General features: G+C 74.0%; 17 protein-coding genes. 2 read left to right on the top strand and 15 right to left on the bottom strand.

The genetic code is table 11. The features are described 5' to 3' along the window. Positions 1-222 precede the first annotated feature (222 nt). The 4 genes from PV796_RS29440 to PV796_RS29425 all read right to left on the bottom strand — a co-directional run bounded on the left by PV796_RS29440 (position 223) and on the right by PV796_RS29425 (position 3,545). Entirely contained in the window at positions 223-489 is a 267-nt protein-coding gene (locus PV796_RS29440) for a helix-turn-helix domain-containing protein (RefSeq protein WP_342456932.1), read from the bottom strand. A 49-nt stretch (positions 490-538) separates the two neighbouring features. Next, positions 539-1,405 carry a hypothetical protein gene (locus PV796_RS29435; protein ID WP_274916487.1) on the bottom strand — a complete coding sequence of 289 codons (867 nt, stop codon included), beginning with the start codon at positions 1,403-1,405 and terminating at the stop codon, positions 539-541. Positions 1,406-1,488: 83 nt separating this feature from the next. Continuing rightward, the gene (locus PV796_RS29430; protein ID WP_274916486.1) at positions 1,489-2,760 is read right to left on the bottom strand and encodes a glycosyltransferase; all 1,272 of its coding nucleotides are present in this window, start codon (positions 2,758-2,760) and stop codon (positions 1,489-1,491) included. A 206-nt stretch (positions 2,761-2,966) separates the two neighbouring features. After that, entirely contained in the window at positions 2,967-3,545 is a 579-nt protein-coding gene (locus tag PV796_RS29425; protein ID WP_274916485.1) for a LysM peptidoglycan-binding domain-containing protein, read from the bottom strand. Positions 3,546-3,832: 287 nt separating this feature from the next. Between PV796_RS29425 and PV796_RS29420 the strand changes: the two genes are divergently transcribed. Next, positions 3,833-4,630, top strand: a complete 798-nt coding sequence (locus PV796_RS29420) for a hypothetical protein (RefSeq protein WP_274916484.1) — start codon at positions 3,833-3,835, stop codon at positions 4,628-4,630. A gap of 170 nt (positions 4,631-4,800) precedes the next feature. Beyond that, positions 4,801-5,094 carry a hypothetical protein gene (locus tag PV796_RS29415; protein ID WP_274916483.1) on the top strand — a complete coding sequence of 98 codons (294 nt, stop codon included), beginning with the start codon at positions 4,801-4,803 and terminating at the stop codon, positions 5,092-5,094. Positions 5,095-5,130: 36 nt separating this feature from the next. On the opposite strand, the gene der is transcribed toward PV796_RS29415, so the two are convergent. The 11 genes from der to PV796_RS29360 all read right to left on the bottom strand — a co-directional run bounded on the left by der (position 5,131) and on the right by PV796_RS29360 (position 15,783). After that, positions 5,131-6,603, bottom strand: coding sequence for a ribosome biogenesis GTPase Der (der, locus tag PV796_RS29410; RefSeq protein ID WP_274916481.1), 1,473 nt, complete (start codon positions 6,601-6,603; stop codon positions 5,131-5,133). Positions 6,604-6,673: 70 nt separating this feature from the next. Further along, on the bottom strand, positions 6,674-7,330 hold the full coding sequence (locus tag PV796_RS29405) for a lysophospholipid acyltransferase family protein (protein WP_274916480.1): 657 nt from the start codon (positions 7,328-7,330) through the stop codon (positions 6,674-6,676). After that, positions 7,327-8,070 (bottom strand): (d)CMP kinase, encoded by a 744-nt coding sequence (cmk, locus tag PV796_RS29400; RefSeq protein WP_274916478.1) that lies wholly within the window; start codon positions 8,068-8,070, stop codon positions 7,327-7,329. Before cmk ends, PV796_RS29405 begins: the two co-directional genes overlap by 4 nt. A 166-nt stretch (positions 8,071-8,236) precedes the next feature. Continuing rightward, positions 8,237-9,322, bottom strand: a complete 1,086-nt coding sequence (locus PV796_RS29395) for a prephenate dehydrogenase (RefSeq protein ID WP_274916477.1) — start codon at positions 9,320-9,322, stop codon at positions 8,237-8,239. Next, positions 9,319-9,681 carry a chorismate mutase gene (aroH, locus tag PV796_RS29390; RefSeq protein WP_274916475.1) on the bottom strand — a complete coding sequence of 121 codons (363 nt, stop codon included), beginning with the start codon at positions 9,679-9,681 and terminating at the stop codon, positions 9,319-9,321. Before aroH ends, PV796_RS29395 begins: the two co-directional genes overlap by 4 nt. 150 nt (positions 9,682-9,831) lie before the next feature. Beyond that, positions 9,832-10,842 carry an ADP-ribosylglycohydrolase family protein gene (locus tag PV796_RS29385; RefSeq protein WP_274916474.1) on the bottom strand — a complete coding sequence of 337 codons (1,011 nt, stop codon included), beginning with the start codon at positions 10,840-10,842 and terminating at the stop codon, positions 9,832-9,834. A gap of 81 nt (positions 10,843-10,923) precedes the next feature. Next, entirely contained in the window at positions 10,924-12,033 is a 1,110-nt protein-coding gene (locus PV796_RS29380) for a pseudouridine synthase (RefSeq protein WP_274916473.1), read from the bottom strand. Continuing rightward, positions 12,033-12,716: an SMC-Scp complex subunit ScpB gene (scpB, locus tag PV796_RS29375; protein ID WP_274916472.1), complete on the bottom strand. Its 684-nt coding sequence runs from the start codon at positions 12,714-12,716 to the stop codon at positions 12,033-12,035. Before scpB ends, PV796_RS29380 begins: the two co-directional genes overlap by 1 nt. Next, on the bottom strand, positions 12,713-13,909 hold the full coding sequence (locus tag PV796_RS29370; RefSeq protein ID WP_274916470.1) for a segregation and condensation protein A: 1,197 nt from the start codon (positions 13,907-13,909) through the stop codon (positions 12,713-12,715). Before PV796_RS29370 ends, scpB begins: the two co-directional genes overlap by 4 nt. Before the next feature lie 246 nt (positions 13,910-14,155). After that, the gene (locus PV796_RS29365) at positions 14,156-14,770 is read right to left on the bottom strand and encodes a hypothetical protein (protein WP_274916469.1); all 615 of its coding nucleotides are present in this window, start codon (positions 14,768-14,770) and stop codon (positions 14,156-14,158) included. Beyond that, positions 14,767-15,783, bottom strand: a complete 1,017-nt coding sequence (locus PV796_RS29360) for a ParA family protein (RefSeq protein WP_274916468.1) — start codon at positions 15,781-15,783, stop codon at positions 14,767-14,769. The genes PV796_RS29365 and PV796_RS29360 overlap by 4 nt, the downstream gene beginning before the upstream one ends. Between the last annotated feature and the right edge of the window lie 54 nt (positions 15,784-15,837).

Here is a 15,837-nt window from a genome sequence, read left to right as displayed (position 1 = left end):
CACACATTTCGTGCACATCACCCGAGAGCACTCGGCCAACCTCCGGCCAACTCCCGCCCGCCTTCCGGCCCCGGGGGCCCGCGGGGTCCCCGAGCCGCCGGGTCCTCCGGGGCCCTCGCCAGCGGCCAACGCCGCCCGGCCCGCGCGCCGTTCCGTCGCCCACTCGGGCGTCCGCTCAGGCACCCGTTCGCGGGCGGCTCCCCTCGGGGGCGGTCGCGTCGGTCACCTCGGCGACGTGCCGCCACCACGCCCGGAGGCGCGGGTCGTCGCCGGCCCGTAGGGACGCGGCCAGGCCGGTGCGGACGGCGGCATCCCGACGGCGCGCAGGTCCCGGATCCGGTGCCGCCGGGCCACGGCGTCCGCCCCGTAACGACGGTGCCCGCCGGCGCCGCGGCCGGCCTCCGGCGACAGCCCGGCGTCCGGGTAGTGCCGCGCGGTCCGGACCGTCACCCCCGCGCGCCGGGCCAACTCCCTGATTCCCCACGCCACTTGGCCCGGCTCCCGTGCCGCGGGCCCGCCCCAGGTCCGGTCCGGCGGATCAGGGTCGGACAGGGGCCTGGTCCGGCTCGTTCGGGCCGGTGACCCGTACGGCCAGGTCGTTGTCGAGCGTGTAGTACGGGCCGATCCGGAGCTCGCCGCCCGGTGCCGGCACCGGGCGCGTCGGGTAGCTGAACACCTGCTCCTTCTCCGGGACGTCGTCCAGGAGGCGGGCGATCCGGACCGGCGGGGCGCCCTCGGCGGGGCGCAGCCACAGGTCCCAGGGCTCGCTGCCGTGCCGCCAGTGGGCGACCAACTCCCCGTACGGGAGGGTGAAGCGGAAGAGCGGTCCCTCCTCGGCCAACGGGACGGCGACGACCGGGGCCCGTCCGGGGTGGCGGGGCCGGGCCTCGGCCTGGGCGCCGGTCGCCGGACTCGCCCCGTACAGGCGGCCGATGACGGTGATGCCCTCGGGGGCGACCAGGATGTCGCCGGCCTCCGCGTGCGGCCCGCGCAGCCAACTGCGCAGCGCGAGGTTGCCCAGCTTGGTGGCGTAGGGGATGCGCACGCCGAGCCGGCCGATGCCGGCCAGCGGGCGGCGGTCCACCAGGGACCGCAGGTCGTTGACGCCGGGCAGCAGCCGGCGCGGATCGGCGCCGTCGCCGAGGTCGGCGTAGGCGTGCCAACGGCCCTCGGCCAGCGCGACGGTGCTGGGCAGCACGGCGCGCAGCCGGCCGGGCCCGTTCGGCCCGAGCGGCAGCCGCACCTCGTCGTCGGCCGTGGTCGCGACGGTGCCGGGGTCGGCCGCGCGCAGCCGCAGCACCAGGGCAGCGCTCCAGGAAGTCCCGGTGTCCTGCGGGACGTTCAGGTCGAAGGTGAGGCCGCCCGCGGAGTCCGCGATGCAGTCGGCCTTCAGGTCCACGGGCACCGGCGCCCCTCCTCCCGTCGCCGCGGTACGCCGCGGGCGCTTCGCCGCTCCGGGCCCGGTCACGGGTGACTGCGTCGGGGAGTTCATGCCGTCCGCACCCCTCTCACCGCGGCGCGGGCCGCGTGCGCGGCGGCGTACTTGGTGGCGTAGGCGCCCCCGATGAGGGTCCCCCGGGCGCGGTGCAGCGAGCCGCGCAGCCCGCTGCCGCGGCGCCGGGCGATCAGCTCGGCGAAGAGCGCGGCGTGCCGCTCGGCGACCTCCGCCGGGTCGAAGCGGGCCGAGGAGGCGAGCGCGGCGGCGCCCATCCGCGTCCGGGCGGCGTCGTCACCGATCAGCTCCAGCAGCGCGGCGGCCAGCGCGGCGGGGTGCCCGACCGGCACCACCCGGCCGGTGGTCCCGTCCGCGACGATCTCGCCCGGCCCGTAGGGGCAGTCGGTGGCGATGGCCGGCAGCCCGCAGCGCATCGCCTCGGCCAGCGCCGTCCCGAGCGGTTCCCGGCCGGAGGAGTCCACGGCGAGCGCGCCCTTGGCCCACTCGCTCTCCAACGGGCCGGCCGGGCCCATGAGGAAGACGTGGTTGTAGAGGCCGAGTTCGTCGATCAGGGCGCGCAGCGCGGGCTTCTCCGGCCCGCCGCCGTAGATCCGCAGCCGCCAGTCCGGGCGCCTGGCGACCACCGCGGCGAACGCCCGGACGAGCACGTCGAAGCGCTTGGTGCGGGTGAGCCGGCCGGCGGCCATCACCCACCGGCCGGTGCCGTCGGCCGGCGCCAGCCGCGGCGCGGGGACCGCGCGGGGCACCGCACTGACGGTCACCCCGGGCAGTCGCAGACGGCGCAGATGGGCCCGGGCGTCCGCCTCGGTGGCGGTGACCAGCCCGTCCAGCCGCGGATAGGCGCCGCGCAGCGCCAGCCGCAACTCCCGGCTGTGCGCGGCCAGACAGAGCGGTTCCTGACCGACCCGGAGCGGCCCCCGGCGGGTCTGCCGGGCGACGTGCACGGTCAGGCCGGGCCGGGTGCCGACCACCACGTCGGCCTCGGTCCGCCGCAGGTACTGGGCGATCCGCTGGTCGGTGAGCTCGCTGTACTGGCGGGAGGCGGGCTCGGCGGTCGGGAACACCTTGGCAGGCCGGGCGTGCGCCGGCGCCATCCGGTCGCCGGACCGGCCGTGCTCCCGGAGGTCCACCAGGTGCCGGAGCGCCACCTTGGGGCCGAGGTCGAGTGCCGGGGCGTCGCGGTGCCGCAGGACGGAGACGATCTCGACGTCGTGCCGTTCGGCGAGCGCGTCCGCCAGGCTGAAGGTCGCCCGCACCGTCTCCCCGCTGCCGTAGGCGTGGTGAATCAGGAATGAGATGTGCATCCGTCCCCGTATCCCCTGGTCCCTCGCTCGTCCTGGTCCCCCGCTTCCCGGACGGTAGCCCTACGGGCGTCCGGTGTCCGGCTGTTGAAGGGTAAGACTGCGAAGTGACCTTCGAGGTTGGGGGTATTGGCCAAGTCGTGCCGAAATAGTTAGGGCATCGGTATGGCGGTGCGGGAACTCTCGCGGGGGCGGCGCCGGCGCGCAGGTCAGCGCAGCTTCAGCCGGGTGCCGATCGCCAGGACGTCCGGGTACTCCCCGACGGCGTGCCGGTTGACCTCGTAGAGCCCGTGCCAGCCGCCCTTGACGTGGTGGCGGCGCGCGATCCCGGAGAGAGTGTCACCGTGCTGGACGGCGTAGACGCGGTCGCCGAGCAGGCCGTAACGCCGGGCACATGTGGGCCAGGCGCCCCAACCCTGGTCGGCCTGGACCCGCTTGGCGATCTCGATCTGCTCGTCCCGGGTGGCGAGATCGGCGCGCCGGGCGTACTTGAGGCCGCCGTACGCCTCCCAGGTGGGCTGCCAGAACTGCAGGCCCCCGTAATAGCTGTTGCCGGTGTTGATGTGCCAGTCGCCGCTGCTCTCGCACTCGGCGAGGCAGCCCCAGGGCCACTGGTCGTCGGCGCAGGCGTACGACGACCGGCCGCCGTCCCCACCGTCGTCGTCACCGCCCGGTGCCCCGTCGGCGGCCGCGCCGCCGGGCAGGCACAGGAGCAGGGCTGCGGCCGCCGCGACGAGCAACCCGACGGATTCCACGCGGCGCCACGGCGCCGAAGAGTTGTCCGACATAGCCGGTGACGGTAGGCAGCGGTCCGCCGGGCCCCCGCGCGCCGCGCCCTCGCGGGGTCCGACCGCACCCCGTCCGGTGTACAAAACGCGGCCACCTGCGCCGTGTTCTGCGTAGAAATTGGCGGTGTGTGACCGGCCCAATGACGACTTCTCACCGAATCTCCGCCGTGCGACGCGTGGTTCGATTCTGTTCGCGCCCGCGCGTGACTCTGCAGGAGGTCGCCCGTTGTCCTTGTACGAGCCGGGAGACCACCCGGCAGCCGCTCATGAAGATCGAGGAGCCACCCGTGCCGCGCATGCTCGACGTCAGCGACGACGTTCGCGCCGAGATCGGCGACGCAGAAGCCGACCGGCTGCTGGCCGGGGAAGACGCCCCCGGCAGCTACGACTGCACCTCCTGCCGGACGCCCGGCAACAGTGAGCAGGAGCGGACCAGCACCGTCCTGTTCGTCGGCGAGGAGACCGCGGTGCTCGCGTTCGCCCATGCCACCTGCATCCCCTCGCAGGTCGTCCCCGTAGCCGAGGAGCAGCTCCGCGGGGCCGTGCGCTCCATCACCGGCTCGGACGCCGCGCCCGCCCCGGGGGCCCCGGCCGCCCCGATCCCCACCAGCGACCGTCAGGCCACCCTCGGCATCACCTGCGGTCTGGTGCTGGTCAAGGAAGAGCTGCACCCCGCCCTCGTCGTCGAGCCCAACGGCCCGATCGCCCGCCCCGGTTCGACCAGTCAGAACGACGACTTCCTGCCGCTGCTCCTGGAGCACGGCTTCGCCCCCGTGCGGGACGTGAACGAGCGCCCCGCACCGCTGGAGGGTTGGTCCGCGCTGCTGGCCATGGGCAAGCTGCACGCCGTGCTCCAGCCGGGCACCAACGGCACCCAGTCCGCCTGGTGGCAGGCCCACCAGCCGCTGGCCGTCTCGGACGGCTGGCGCACCGCGGCCAACAAGGAGCGGACCGTGCTCATGTACGCCGCGCCCTCCGGCACCATCGGCCACCAGCCGCGCGAGGACCTGATGCGTCAGGCGCTGGAACAGGCCGCCGCCAAGGGCCTGTTGGTCGCCGGGTCGATGCCGCTGGCCGGAACCTGACGCTCCGGCGTCCGATCGCGGGAGCAGGACCGCCCGGTGTGGCGGGATTGCACCCGCGATCAGCCATTTCCCCCCGAAAGCCGCATCCCGCCGGCAGCGGGGTCGTTGGCACCTACGTGCACGCATATGACCCCGCCCCTCGCGCCCCGTACCCCCACCCCATCCCCGGCATGCGCCCGGCCCGCGACCACGGGGGGCCGCTCCGCGCGGACCGCGGTGGGAGCACGCCGATCTACGACGAGCTGTACGCCGAGTACCGCCGCTCCTTCCGGGCGCTGCCCGGGGACCGCACGGACGAGCCCGAGGTACCGGAGTCGCTGCGCGGCGGGAACTGGCGCCCTACGGCGGCGTCGCCGGGGCAGTGGGAGGTGGTGGGCCGGCAGCCGTTCCGGCCCCGGGGCCAGCTTCCGGCGGCGCTGCCGCCGGGGCCCCGGGAGGCGCCGCGGCCGCCCGGCGGTCACTGACGCCGCCGGGCCGCACCGCGGCCGCCGCGCGCCCGCTTACTTCTTCTTGCCCTTGTTGGTGCCGCGCTTCTCGCGCACCCGCACCGAGATGTGGATCGGCGTGCCCTCGAAGCCGAACTCCTCGCGCAGCCGCCGCTCGACGAAGCGGCGGTAGCCGGCCTCCAGGAAGCCCGAGGCGAAGAGCACGAAGCGCGGCGGCTTGGTGCCGGCCTGGGTGCCGAAGAGGATCCGGGGCTGCTTGCCGCCGCGGATGGGGTGCGGGTGGGAGGCCACGATCTCGCCGAGGAAGGCGTTCAGCCGCCCGGTGGGGATCCGGGTCTCCCAACCGGACAGCGCGGTCTCGATCGCCGGGACCAGCTTGTCCATGTGACGGCCGGTGCGCGCGGAGACGTTGACCCGCATCGCCCACGGCACCTGGACGAGGTCCCGCTCGATCTCCCGCTCCAGGTAGAAGCGGCGCTCCTCGTCGAGGGTGTCCCACTTGTTGTAGGCGATGACCAGGGCCCGACCGGCCTCGACGGCCATCGTGATGATCCGCTGGTCCTGCACGCTGATGGACTCCGAGGAGTCGACCAGGACGACCGCGACCTCGGCCTTCTCCACGGCCGCCGCGGTGCGCAGCGAGGCGTAGTAGTCGGCGCCCTCCTGGAGGTGCACCCGGCGGCGGATGCCGGCGGTGTCCACGAACTTCCAGGTCTTGCCGCCCAGTTCGATCAGCTCGTCGACCGGGTCGCGGGTGGTGCCGGCCATCTCGTTGACCACCACCCGCTCCTCGCCGGCGACCTTGTTGAGCAGCGACGACTTGCCGACGTTCGGGCGGCCGATCAGCGCGATCCGGCGGGGGCCGCCGACGGCGGCGCCGAAGGTCTGCGCGGGCGCCTCGGGGAGCGCGTCCAGCGCGGCGTCGAGCATGTCGCCGGTGCCGCGGCCGTGCAGCGCGGAGACCGGGTGGGGCTCGCCGAGGCCCAGCGACCACAGCATGGCCGCGTCGGCCTCGCCGGACAGGCCGTCGACCTTGTTGGCGACCAGGACGACCGGCTTGCCGGCGCGGCGCAGCAGCTTGACCACGGCCTCGTCGGTGTCGGTGGCGCCGACCTTGGCGTCCACCACGAAGACCACCGCGTCGGCGGCCTCGATGGCGAACTCGGCCTGCATCGCCACGGACGCGTCGATGCCGAGCACGTCCTGCTCCCAGCCGCCGGTGTCGACGACCTTGAAGCGGCGGCCGTTCCAGTGGGCCTCGTAGGTGACCCGGTCGCGGGTGACGCCCGGCCGGTCCTCGACGACCGCCTCGCGGCGGCCGATGATGCGGTTCACCAGCGTCGACTTGCCGACGTTGGGGCGGCCGACGACGGCGAGGACCGGCAGCGGGCCGTGGCCGGCCGCGGCGATGTCGCCCTCGACGTCCTCCAGGTCGAAGCCCTCTTCCGCGGCGAGCTCCATGAACTCCGCGTACTCGGCGTCGCCAAGCGCACCGTGCTCGTCGCCGGTGGGGATCTGCTCGTTCATGAAGTCCGTTCCTCGTTCATCCATGTGGTCGGTGGGCCGCTCGCGAAAGGGCCCACTGCTCAAGTGTGGGTCAGCGCCCGGTAAGGCGCCGGGCCTGTGCCAGGTGGGCGGTCAGCCGCTCCTGGATCCGTACGGTCGCCTCGTCCAGCGCCTTACGGGTGCGCCGCCCGCTGCCGTCACCCGCGTCGAAGGCGTCGCCGAAGACGACGTCGACGCGGCCGCGCAGCCGCGGCACGGCCGGGGTGAGCCGGCTGGGGCGGTCGGTGCTGCCGAGCACCGCCACCGGGACGACGGGGGCGCCGGAGCGCACCGCGAAGTACGCGAGCCCGGCGCGCAGCGACGCGAAGTCGCCCTCGCCGCGGGTGCCTTCGGGGAAGATGCCCAGCACGCCGCCGGCGGCCAGCACCCCGAGCGCATCGGTGATCGCCTTGCGGTCGGCGCTCTGGCGATCGACCTTCAACTGCCCGATGCCCCGCAGGAACGGGTCCAACGGGCCCACGAAGGCTTCCTTCTTGATCAGGAAGTGCACCGGTCGCGGCGCGGTGCCCATCACCATCGGGCCGTCGACGCCGTGGGAGTGGTTGACGGCGAGGATCACCGGGCCGCTGGCCGGCACCCGCCAGGCGCCCAGCACCCGCGGCTTCCACAGGCCGTACATCAGCCCGATGCCGATCCGCCGGCCGATCGCGGCCCCGCGGGGGCTCGGCGTCTTGCCGCCGTCGGTCACCGGATGTCTCGCCCCGCCTTCTCGGCGCGGACGCCCTCGATGAGGGTGACCACGCATTCGATGACCTGATCCAGCGTCAGGTCGGTGGTGTCGACCTCGACGGCGTCGTCGGCCTTGGCCAGCGGCGAGGTCTTGCGGGAGGAGTCCGCGGCGTCCCGCTTGATCAGCGCCTCACGGGTGGCGGCCAGGTCGGACGCGAGCTGCGGGCCCTGGGCCTTGATCTCGCCGTTGCGACGGGCCGCCCGCGCCTCCGGGGAGGCGGTGAGGAAGATCTTGAGGTCGGCGTCGGGCAGGACCGTTATGCCGATGTCCCGGCCCTCGACGACGATGCCGTGCGGCGCCCCGCCGGCGATGGAGCGCTGGAGCTCGGTGATCGCGGTGCGCACCTCGGGGACCGCGCTGACCGCGCTGACCGCGGCGGTGACCTCCGCGCTGCGGATCGGGCCGGCGGCGTCCGTGCCGTCGACGGTGATGGTCGGCGCCGCCGGGTCCGTGCCGGAGACGATCACGGGCTTGGCGCAGGCGTCGGCCACCGCGACCGGGTCGTTGACGTCGATGCCGTTGGTCAGCATCCACCAGGTGATCGCGCGGTACTGCGCGCCGGTGTCGAGGTAACCCAGGCCCAGCTTTCCGGCGACGGCCTTGGACGTGCTGGACTTGCCCGTGCCTGCGGGGCCGTCGATGGCGACAATCACTGCAGCCTGGGCGGTCCGATCGGCGGTTTCCACGGTGACGAACACCTTTCTTGATACACGGGGCGTGGTCCAGGGCGCCGGGTCTCGTCGTCGCGCTCCCGCCGTCCGCACACGGGGCGGACCGGCTACGACCGGCGGGTGGGAGTTCGGCAACGGGACCTAGGGCCTCGGACAAGGTTACTGTCTCGGCCACAGCGCGCCGTCCACGGTGTCACTGACGGATCGACCACCCCCGCTCCCGCAGCTCCGCGGTCAGCACCGGGACGGCCTGCGGCTCGACCATGAGCTGGATGAAGCCGGCCTGCTGACCGGTGGCGTGCTCGATGCGGACGTCCTCGATGTTGACCCCGACGCGGCCGGCGTCGGCGAAGATCCGGGCCAGCTCGCCGGGCTGGTCGCCGATGTAGACGGCGACGACCTCGTAGGCGGCCGGGGCGGCGCCGTGCTTGCCGGGGACCCGCTCGCGGCCGGCGTTGCCGCGGCGGAGGACGTCCTCGATGCCGCCGGCGCCGGTGCCGCGCTGCACGTCGTCGGCGGACTCCAGGGCGCGCAGCGACTGGACCGTGGCGTCCAGATCGGCGGCGACCGCGGTGAGGACGTCGGCGACCGGGCCGGGGTTGGCGGAGAGGATGTCGATCCACATGGCCGGGTCGGAGGCGGCGATCCGCGTCACATCGCGGATGCCCTGGCCGCAGAGGCGGACGGCGGTCTCGTCGGCGCCCTTCAGCCGGGCCGCGACGAGGCTGGAGACCAACTGCGGGGTGTGCGACACCAGGGCGACGGCGCGGTCGTGGGCGTCGGCGTCCATCACCACCGGGACGGCCCGGCAGAGCGCGACCAGCTCCAGGGCGAGGTTGAGCACCTCGGTGTCGCCGCCGGGCGACGGGGTGAGCACCCAGGGGCGGCCCTCGAAGAGGTCGGCCGTCGCGGCCAGTGGGCCGGAGCGCTCCTTGCCGGCCATCGGGTGCGTGCCGAGGTAGCCGGACAGGTCGCAGCCGAGGGCCTCCAGCTCGCGGCGCGGGCCGCCCTTGACGCTGGCGACGTCGATGTACGCCCGGGCCGCGCCGCGCCGGATCGCCGCGGCGAGCCCCTCCGCGACGTGCGCCGGCGGCACCGCCACGACGACCAGGTCGACCGGGCCCGGGGGCGGCTCGGCGGTGCCGGCGCCGAGCGCGGCGGCCGTCAGGGCCTGGGCGTGGTCGTGGTCCTCCAGGTGGACCTGGACGCCGCGGGCGCTGAGCGCGAGGGCGACCGAGGTGCCGATCAGGCCCGTTCCGATGACGAGTGCGGTTCTCACTGGGCGATGTCCTTCCTCAGGGCCGCGGCCGCGCCGAGGTAGACATGGGCGAGGTCGGCCTTGGCCAGCCCGGTCTCGACGTGCGCCAGCACCCGCACCACCCGCTCCATGGCGCCGGCCACCGTCAACTCCTGGGCGCAGATCAGCGGGACGTCCGTGATCCCCAGGGCCCGGGCGGCGGCGGCCGGGAAGTCGCTGTGCAGATCGGGGGTGGCGGTGAACCACACGCTGATCAGGTCGTCCGGCACCAGCCCGTTGCGCTCCAATATCGCGGTGAGCAGCTCGCCGACCCGCTCCCGCATGTGCTCCGCGTCGTCCCGCTCCAGCTGGACGGCCCCGCGCACGGCCCGTACCGCCACGTCCTCAGCTCCCCTGCGTCGTGCATCCGCGCACACGTCCGCGTACGCACTGATCAGCGTAACCAGCGCCACTGACAACCGTGCCCGGAGCTCCGGGCATCCGACGTCCGGCACCGGCTCCGTCCGCCGCGGCGGACGGAGCCGCACCGCTCAGGCGTCCCAAGCCGCCCCGAGGGCCAGGAGTTCCCCGCGGTACTCGATGCGGTCGGTCCAGTCGCGGGGCCAGGCGTCGGCGCCGAGCCGGGCGCCCGCGAAGGCGCCGGTGAGGCAGGCGATCGAGTCGGAGTCGCCGGAGGTGCAGGCGGCACGGCGCAGCGCGGTGCTCGGCTCGTCGGGGAAGAGCAGGTAGCACAGCAGGCCGGTGGCCAGCGCCTCCTCGGCGATCCAGCCGGCACCGGTGGCCAGGCACGGGTCGGCCTCCCGGTCCGGGGCGGCCAGCGCGGCGTCCAGCCGGTCCAGGACGGCCAGGCAGTCGTCCCAGCCGCGGGCCGCGAAGGCCGTCGGGGAGGGGGCCTGGGAGCGCCGCCACAGGTCACCGAGCCAGTCCTCGCGGTAGAGGGTGCGCTGGGCGTGCGCGTACGCCCTTAGCAGGCCCGGCAGTTCGGCGGGGCGCGCGCCGTCGACGAGGACGCGGACCGCGTACGCGGTGAGGTCGCTGGCGGCGAGCGCGGTGGGGTGCCCGTGGGTCAGCGCGGACTGGAACTGGGCCGCGCCGGACCGCTGCTGCGCGGTCCGCCCCGGCACCAACCCCAGGGGCGCCACCCGCATGTTGGCGCCGCACCCCTTGGAGCCGATCTGGCTGGCGTCGACCCAGGGCAGGCGCGGGTCGGCGAGCAGTGCACAGGCGCGCAGGCAAGTCCCGCCCGGTGCCCGGTTGTTCTCCGGCGAGCGCCACCAGGTCACGTACTCCTGGCGGACCGGCGCCTCCAGGGTGCCGGCGGTCAGCGCGCCGCGCTCCAGGGCCGTGCGCAGCCCCCGCCCCAGCGCCAGCGTCATCTGCGTGTCGTCGGTGACCAGGGCCGGCGTGGGCAGCCCCAGCTCCCGCCACGGCCCGTACGCGGCGGCGATCGCCGGTACGTCCTTGAACTCGGTCGGGAAGCCGAGCGCGTCCCCGAGCGCCAGCCCGAGAAGTGAACCGGTCGCCGCGGACGATGCCGCCATGGAAGCCCCCATGAGAAAACCACCCCTTAATCGTCATGGTGACGTTAAGGGGTGGTGGGCGGCGACCGCAAGCCGTATCGGCTAGAGGTCGACCTCCCGCATCAGCATCCCGACCTCGGTGTTGGTCATCCGGCGCAGCCAGCCCGACTTCTGGTCGCCCAGCGCGATCGGACCGAAGTGCGTGCGGACCAGCTTCTCCACCGGGAAGCCGGCCTCCGCGAGCATCCGGCGCACGATGTGCTTGCGGCCCTCGTGGAGGCTGACCTCGACGAGGTAGTTCTTACCGGTGTTCTCCACGACCCGGAAGTGGTCGGCGCGGGCGTAGCCGTCCTCCAGCGGGATGCCGTCCTTGAGCCGCTTGCCCAGGTCACGCGGGAGCGGGCCCTGGATGGCCGCCAGGTAGGTCTTGGTGACGCCGTACCGCGGGTGCGTCAGGCGGTGAGCCAGCTCGCCGTGGTTGGTGAGCAGGATGATGCCCTCGGTCTCGGTGTCCAGCCGGCCGACGTGGAACAGCCGGGTCTCCCGGTTGGTCACGTAGTCACCCAGGCACTGGCGCCCGTCGGGGTCCTCCATCGTGGAGACCACACCGGCGGGCTTGTTCAGCGCGAAGAAGAGGTACGACTGGGTGGCGACCGTGAGGCCGTCCACCTTGATCTCGTCCTTCTCCGGATCGACCCGGACGCCCTGCTCCATGACGACCTTGCCGTTGACCTCGACCCGCGCCTGGTCGATCAGCTCCTCGCAGGCACGCCGGGAGCCCATACCGGCCCTGGCCAGCACCTTCTGGAGCCGCTCGCCCTCCTGCTCGCCGAAGGTCTTGGGGGTCTTGACCTGCGGCTTGTCGTAGCGGGCGCGGTTGCGCTCCTCGATCTTGGCGTCGTACTCGCGGGACCGCGCCGGCGACTGGCCCCGGCCGCGCTGCTGACCACCCTGGCCACCCGGGCGCCCGCCCTGGGACGCGCCACCCGTACGGGGACCACCCTTGGCACCGCCGCGAGCCCCCGCGCCCCGGGCACCGGTCTTGCCCCGGCGCTCGTCGCCGCCCCCGGAACCGCCCACGTCGTAGCGGCGCTCCTCGGGACGGGGACGGCCAGCGCGCTGCTGCTTCTCGTCCCGATTGTTGCCGGCGCCGCGGTAGTTGCCCCTGCCGCCGCCGCTGCTGCCCCTGCTGTTCCTGCCGCTGCTTCGCATCAATGATCCGTCTGAGAGTCGCCGCTGTCGTCTACGTCGAACGACGGGATACCTTCCGGGGAGTCGCCCTCGACCGCGTCCGCCTCCGGGAGGAACGGTGCGAGCTCAGGGAGCTCGTCCAGGCCGCGCAGGCCCATCCGCTCCAGAAAGTAATTCGTCGTCCTGTACAGGATCGCACCTGTTTCAGGTTCCGTCCCCGCCTCCTCCACCAGGCCGCGCTGGAGGAGCGTGCGCATCACACCGTCGCAGTTGACCCCGCGGACGGCCGAGACACGGGAACGGCTGACCGGCTGACGGTACGCGACCACGGCCAGAGTCTCCAATGCGGCCTGGGTGAGCCGGGCCTGCTGGCCGTCCAGCACGAAGCTCTCCACGGCGTCCGCGTAGGCCGCCCTGGAGTAGAACCGCCAGCCGCCGGCCACCAGCCGCAGGTCGAAGCCGCGGCCCTGGCGGGTGTAGTCGTCGGACAACTCGCGCAGCGCCAGCGCGACGGCCCGGCGGGACCGCTGGAGGACCCGCGCCAGGTGCTCCTCGGTCGCCGGCTCGTCGACGACCATGAGGACGGCCTCCAGCGCGGGCTTCAGCTCCAGGTCGGCCACGCCCAGCGCGCCGGCCGGCCGCTCCGGCCCCGACCGCCCGTCGCCCGACTCCTGCTCGGTGATGTCGTACGCCGCGCCGCTCACGCCGGCTCCTCCCGCTGCTCTTCGCTCTGCGCGCGGCCCACCGGGTCCGCGTCGCCGTCCGCGTCCTCGCCGCCCGCGGCGGCCTCGCCGGCCCCATCGGTCAGCCCGTCCGGTTGCCGGTCGAACTCGTCGGTGACCCGAGGGGACGCCCCCTCCTCGCCCGTCCAGCGGACCGTCAACGCCCCCAGCGCCTCCTCCTGCTCCAAGGCGACCGCCCGCTCCCGGTAGAGCTCCAACAGGGCCAAAAAGCGCGCGACGACGGTGAGGGTGTCCGGGGCGTCGGCGATCAGCTCCTGGAAGCCGGCCTCGCCCAGCGCGCGCAACTGCGCCATCACCACCTCGGCCTGCTCCCGGACGCTGACCAGGGGCGCGTGGATGTGGTCGACGTAGACCTGCGGTTTGGCCTTGGGCTGCATCGCCTTGACCGCGAGCCGGGCGAACCCCTCCGCCCCGATACTGATCACGACCTCGGGCAGCAGCTCCGCGTGGTGCGGCTCCAACCCGACGGTACGGGGATGGCAGTGCGCCTCCTCGGCCAGCCGTCCACTGAAGATGTCCGCGATCTGTTTGTAGGCGCGGTACTGCAGCAACCTGGCGAACAGCAGGTCCCGGGCCTCCAGGAGGGCGAGGTCGGCCTCGTCCTCCACTTCGGCGGCGGGCAGCAGCCGGGCCGCCTTCAGGTCGAGCAGGGTGGCCGCGACGACCAGGAACTCGGTGGTCTGGTCGAGGTCCCAGTCCGGCCCCATGGCCCGGATGTGCGCCATGAACTCGTCGGTCACCTTGGACAGCGCGACCTCGGTGACGTCCAACTTGTGCCGGGAGATCAACTGGAGCAGGAGGTCGAAGGGCCCCTCGAAGTTGTCCAACCGCAGCGTGAACCGGCCGTCCTGGCCGCCCTTGCCGTCCGGGCTGTCCGGTCCGTCCCGACCTTCCGGGCCGTCCTGGCCGCCCGTGAGCGCCTCCGCCGCCGCACCCGGGCCCCCGCTCCCGAAAACCTCCCCCGGGCCGCCCACGCCCCCGTGCACGGCCGCCTCGGCGGTCTCTGCCGGCGCGGCCGCCTCCCCGTCCCCCCGCACGTCCGCTCGCGCTTCCGCGGGGGCCTCGGGCGCCGCCTCCTGAAGGGTGCCCGGCCCCGGTCCGAGGGCGCGGCGGGTGCGGCGCGGGGCGGCGGGATCGTCGTCGGTCGTCGGCATGGCGGTCCAGGGTGCTGCGGTCCCGCGCGAAGCGGCGGGCTGGTCACGGGCGGGACACCCCGCCGGAACGGCAGGCTATCCCGCCGCGCCCCGACGACCGGCCTCCAGGGCGTGTCGGACGGATCCGGAACCACTCCGGGGCGCTGGGGCCCGTCTGCCGGGTCAGGTCCCAGCCATGGCCCACCGGACAGGCCCTAGAACGCTTCTGACGGACCTCCGACGCCGCGGAGGTCTGTCAGAAGCGCCCTAGCGGCCGCGGAGCCGCCGCACCAGGATGCTGGCGTCCCCGCGCGACTCCAGGTCGGCGAGGACCACGGCCACCGCCTCGCGGACGATCCGGCCGCGGTCGACCGCCAGGCCGTGCTCGCCGCGCAGCACCAGGCGGGCGTGTTCGAGGTCCATGAGCTCCTCGGCGGAGACATAGACGGTGATCTTCTCGTCGTGCCGTTCCCGGCCGCTGGGACGGCGGTTGGCGCCGCGCGACCGACGACGGCCCGACGCACCGGCCGTCGCCGCGGCCTCCCGTTCGGCGCGGGCCGCCCGCCCGCCCGACGTCCGGTGCCCCGCGGCGGCCTCCGACTCCGGCTCGCGGCCGCCGTGTTCGGCCGGCGCCGCGGCGGACGCGGAGCGCGCCGCGGCTGAGCCACCGTCACCGGCCGCCGGAGCCTCGGCATCCGAGCCGCTCCGGGACCGCCGGCGGCCCGCCTGGGCCTCCTCGGGAGCGTTCGGCGCCGGGTCCGACTCGCCGGCCGGTGCGGGCACCCGGGCGTCCTCCCCGCCAGTCGCACGGCGGGGAGCGGACGACTGAAGGCCCACTCCCCCGGTGGTGCGGAACAGTTCGTCGGCTCCGGGCAGACTCACTCGGCGTGACACCGGGCGAGCACCTCCCTGGCGAGCTGACGATAGGCCGCGGCCCCCACGGAGTTGGAGGCGTAGGTGGTGATCGGCTCGCCGGCGACGGTGGTCTCCGGGAAGCGGACCGTACGGCCGATGACGGTGTGGTAGACGTGGTCGTCGAACGCCTCGACGACGCGCGCCAGGACCTCGCGGCTGTGCACGGTACGGGAGTCGTACATCGTCGCCAGGATGCCGTCCAGCTCCAGGTCGGGGTTGAGCCGCTCCTGGACCTTCTCGATCGTCTCGGTCAGCAGCGCGACCCCGCGCAGCGCGAAGAACTCGCACTCCAGCGGCACGATGACCTTGTGAGCGGCCGTCAGGGCGTTGACGGTCAGCAGGCCGAGCGAGGGCTGGCAGTCGATGACGATGTAGTCGTAGTCGGACAGCAGGGGCTTCAGCGCCCGCTGGAGGGTCGACTCACGGGCGACCTCGCTGACCAACTGCACCTCTGCCGCTGACAAATCGATATTGCTGGGCAGCAGGTCCATGTTGGGGACCGCGGTCTTGAGCAGGACCTCGTCGGCCGACATGCCCCGCTCCATGAGCAGGTTGTAGACCGTCAGATCCAGTTCCATCGGGTTGACGCCGAGTCCGACCGACAAGGCGCCCTGCGGGTCGAAGTCGACGAGCAGCACCCGGCGGCCGTATTCGGCAAGTGCGGCGCCCAGGTTGATGGTCGAGGTGGTCTTGCCGACCCCGCCCTTCTGGTTGCACATCGCGATGATCTTCGCCGGACCGTGGTCCGACAGCGGCCCCGGGATGGGGAAGTACGGAAGCGGGCGCCCGGTCGGGCCGACCCGCTCGCGCCGCTGGCGCGCCGCGTCCGGCGCGAGCGTCGCCGCGTATTCGGGGTCCGGCTCGTACTCGGCGTCCGGGTCGTAGAAGTGCCCCTCGGGCAGGTCGTCGTAGGCGGCGAGACGGGTGGGCTCTCCACTGCCCCGGTCGCCGGCCATGCCGTTCACGTGTTGGCCGTCCATGCTCTGGTGGGCTGTCGTGGAAGTGCTCTCTTGAGCTGCGGAGGTGTGGACCGC

Source organism: Streptomyces sp. WZ-12 (assembly GCF_028898845.1).
Classification (GTDB): domain Bacteria; phylum Actinomycetota; class Actinomycetes; order Streptomycetales; family Streptomycetaceae; genus Streptomyces.
The sequence above is the reverse complement of the archived record's forward strand: the minus strand, read 5'-3'. Positions and strand labels throughout refer to the sequence as shown.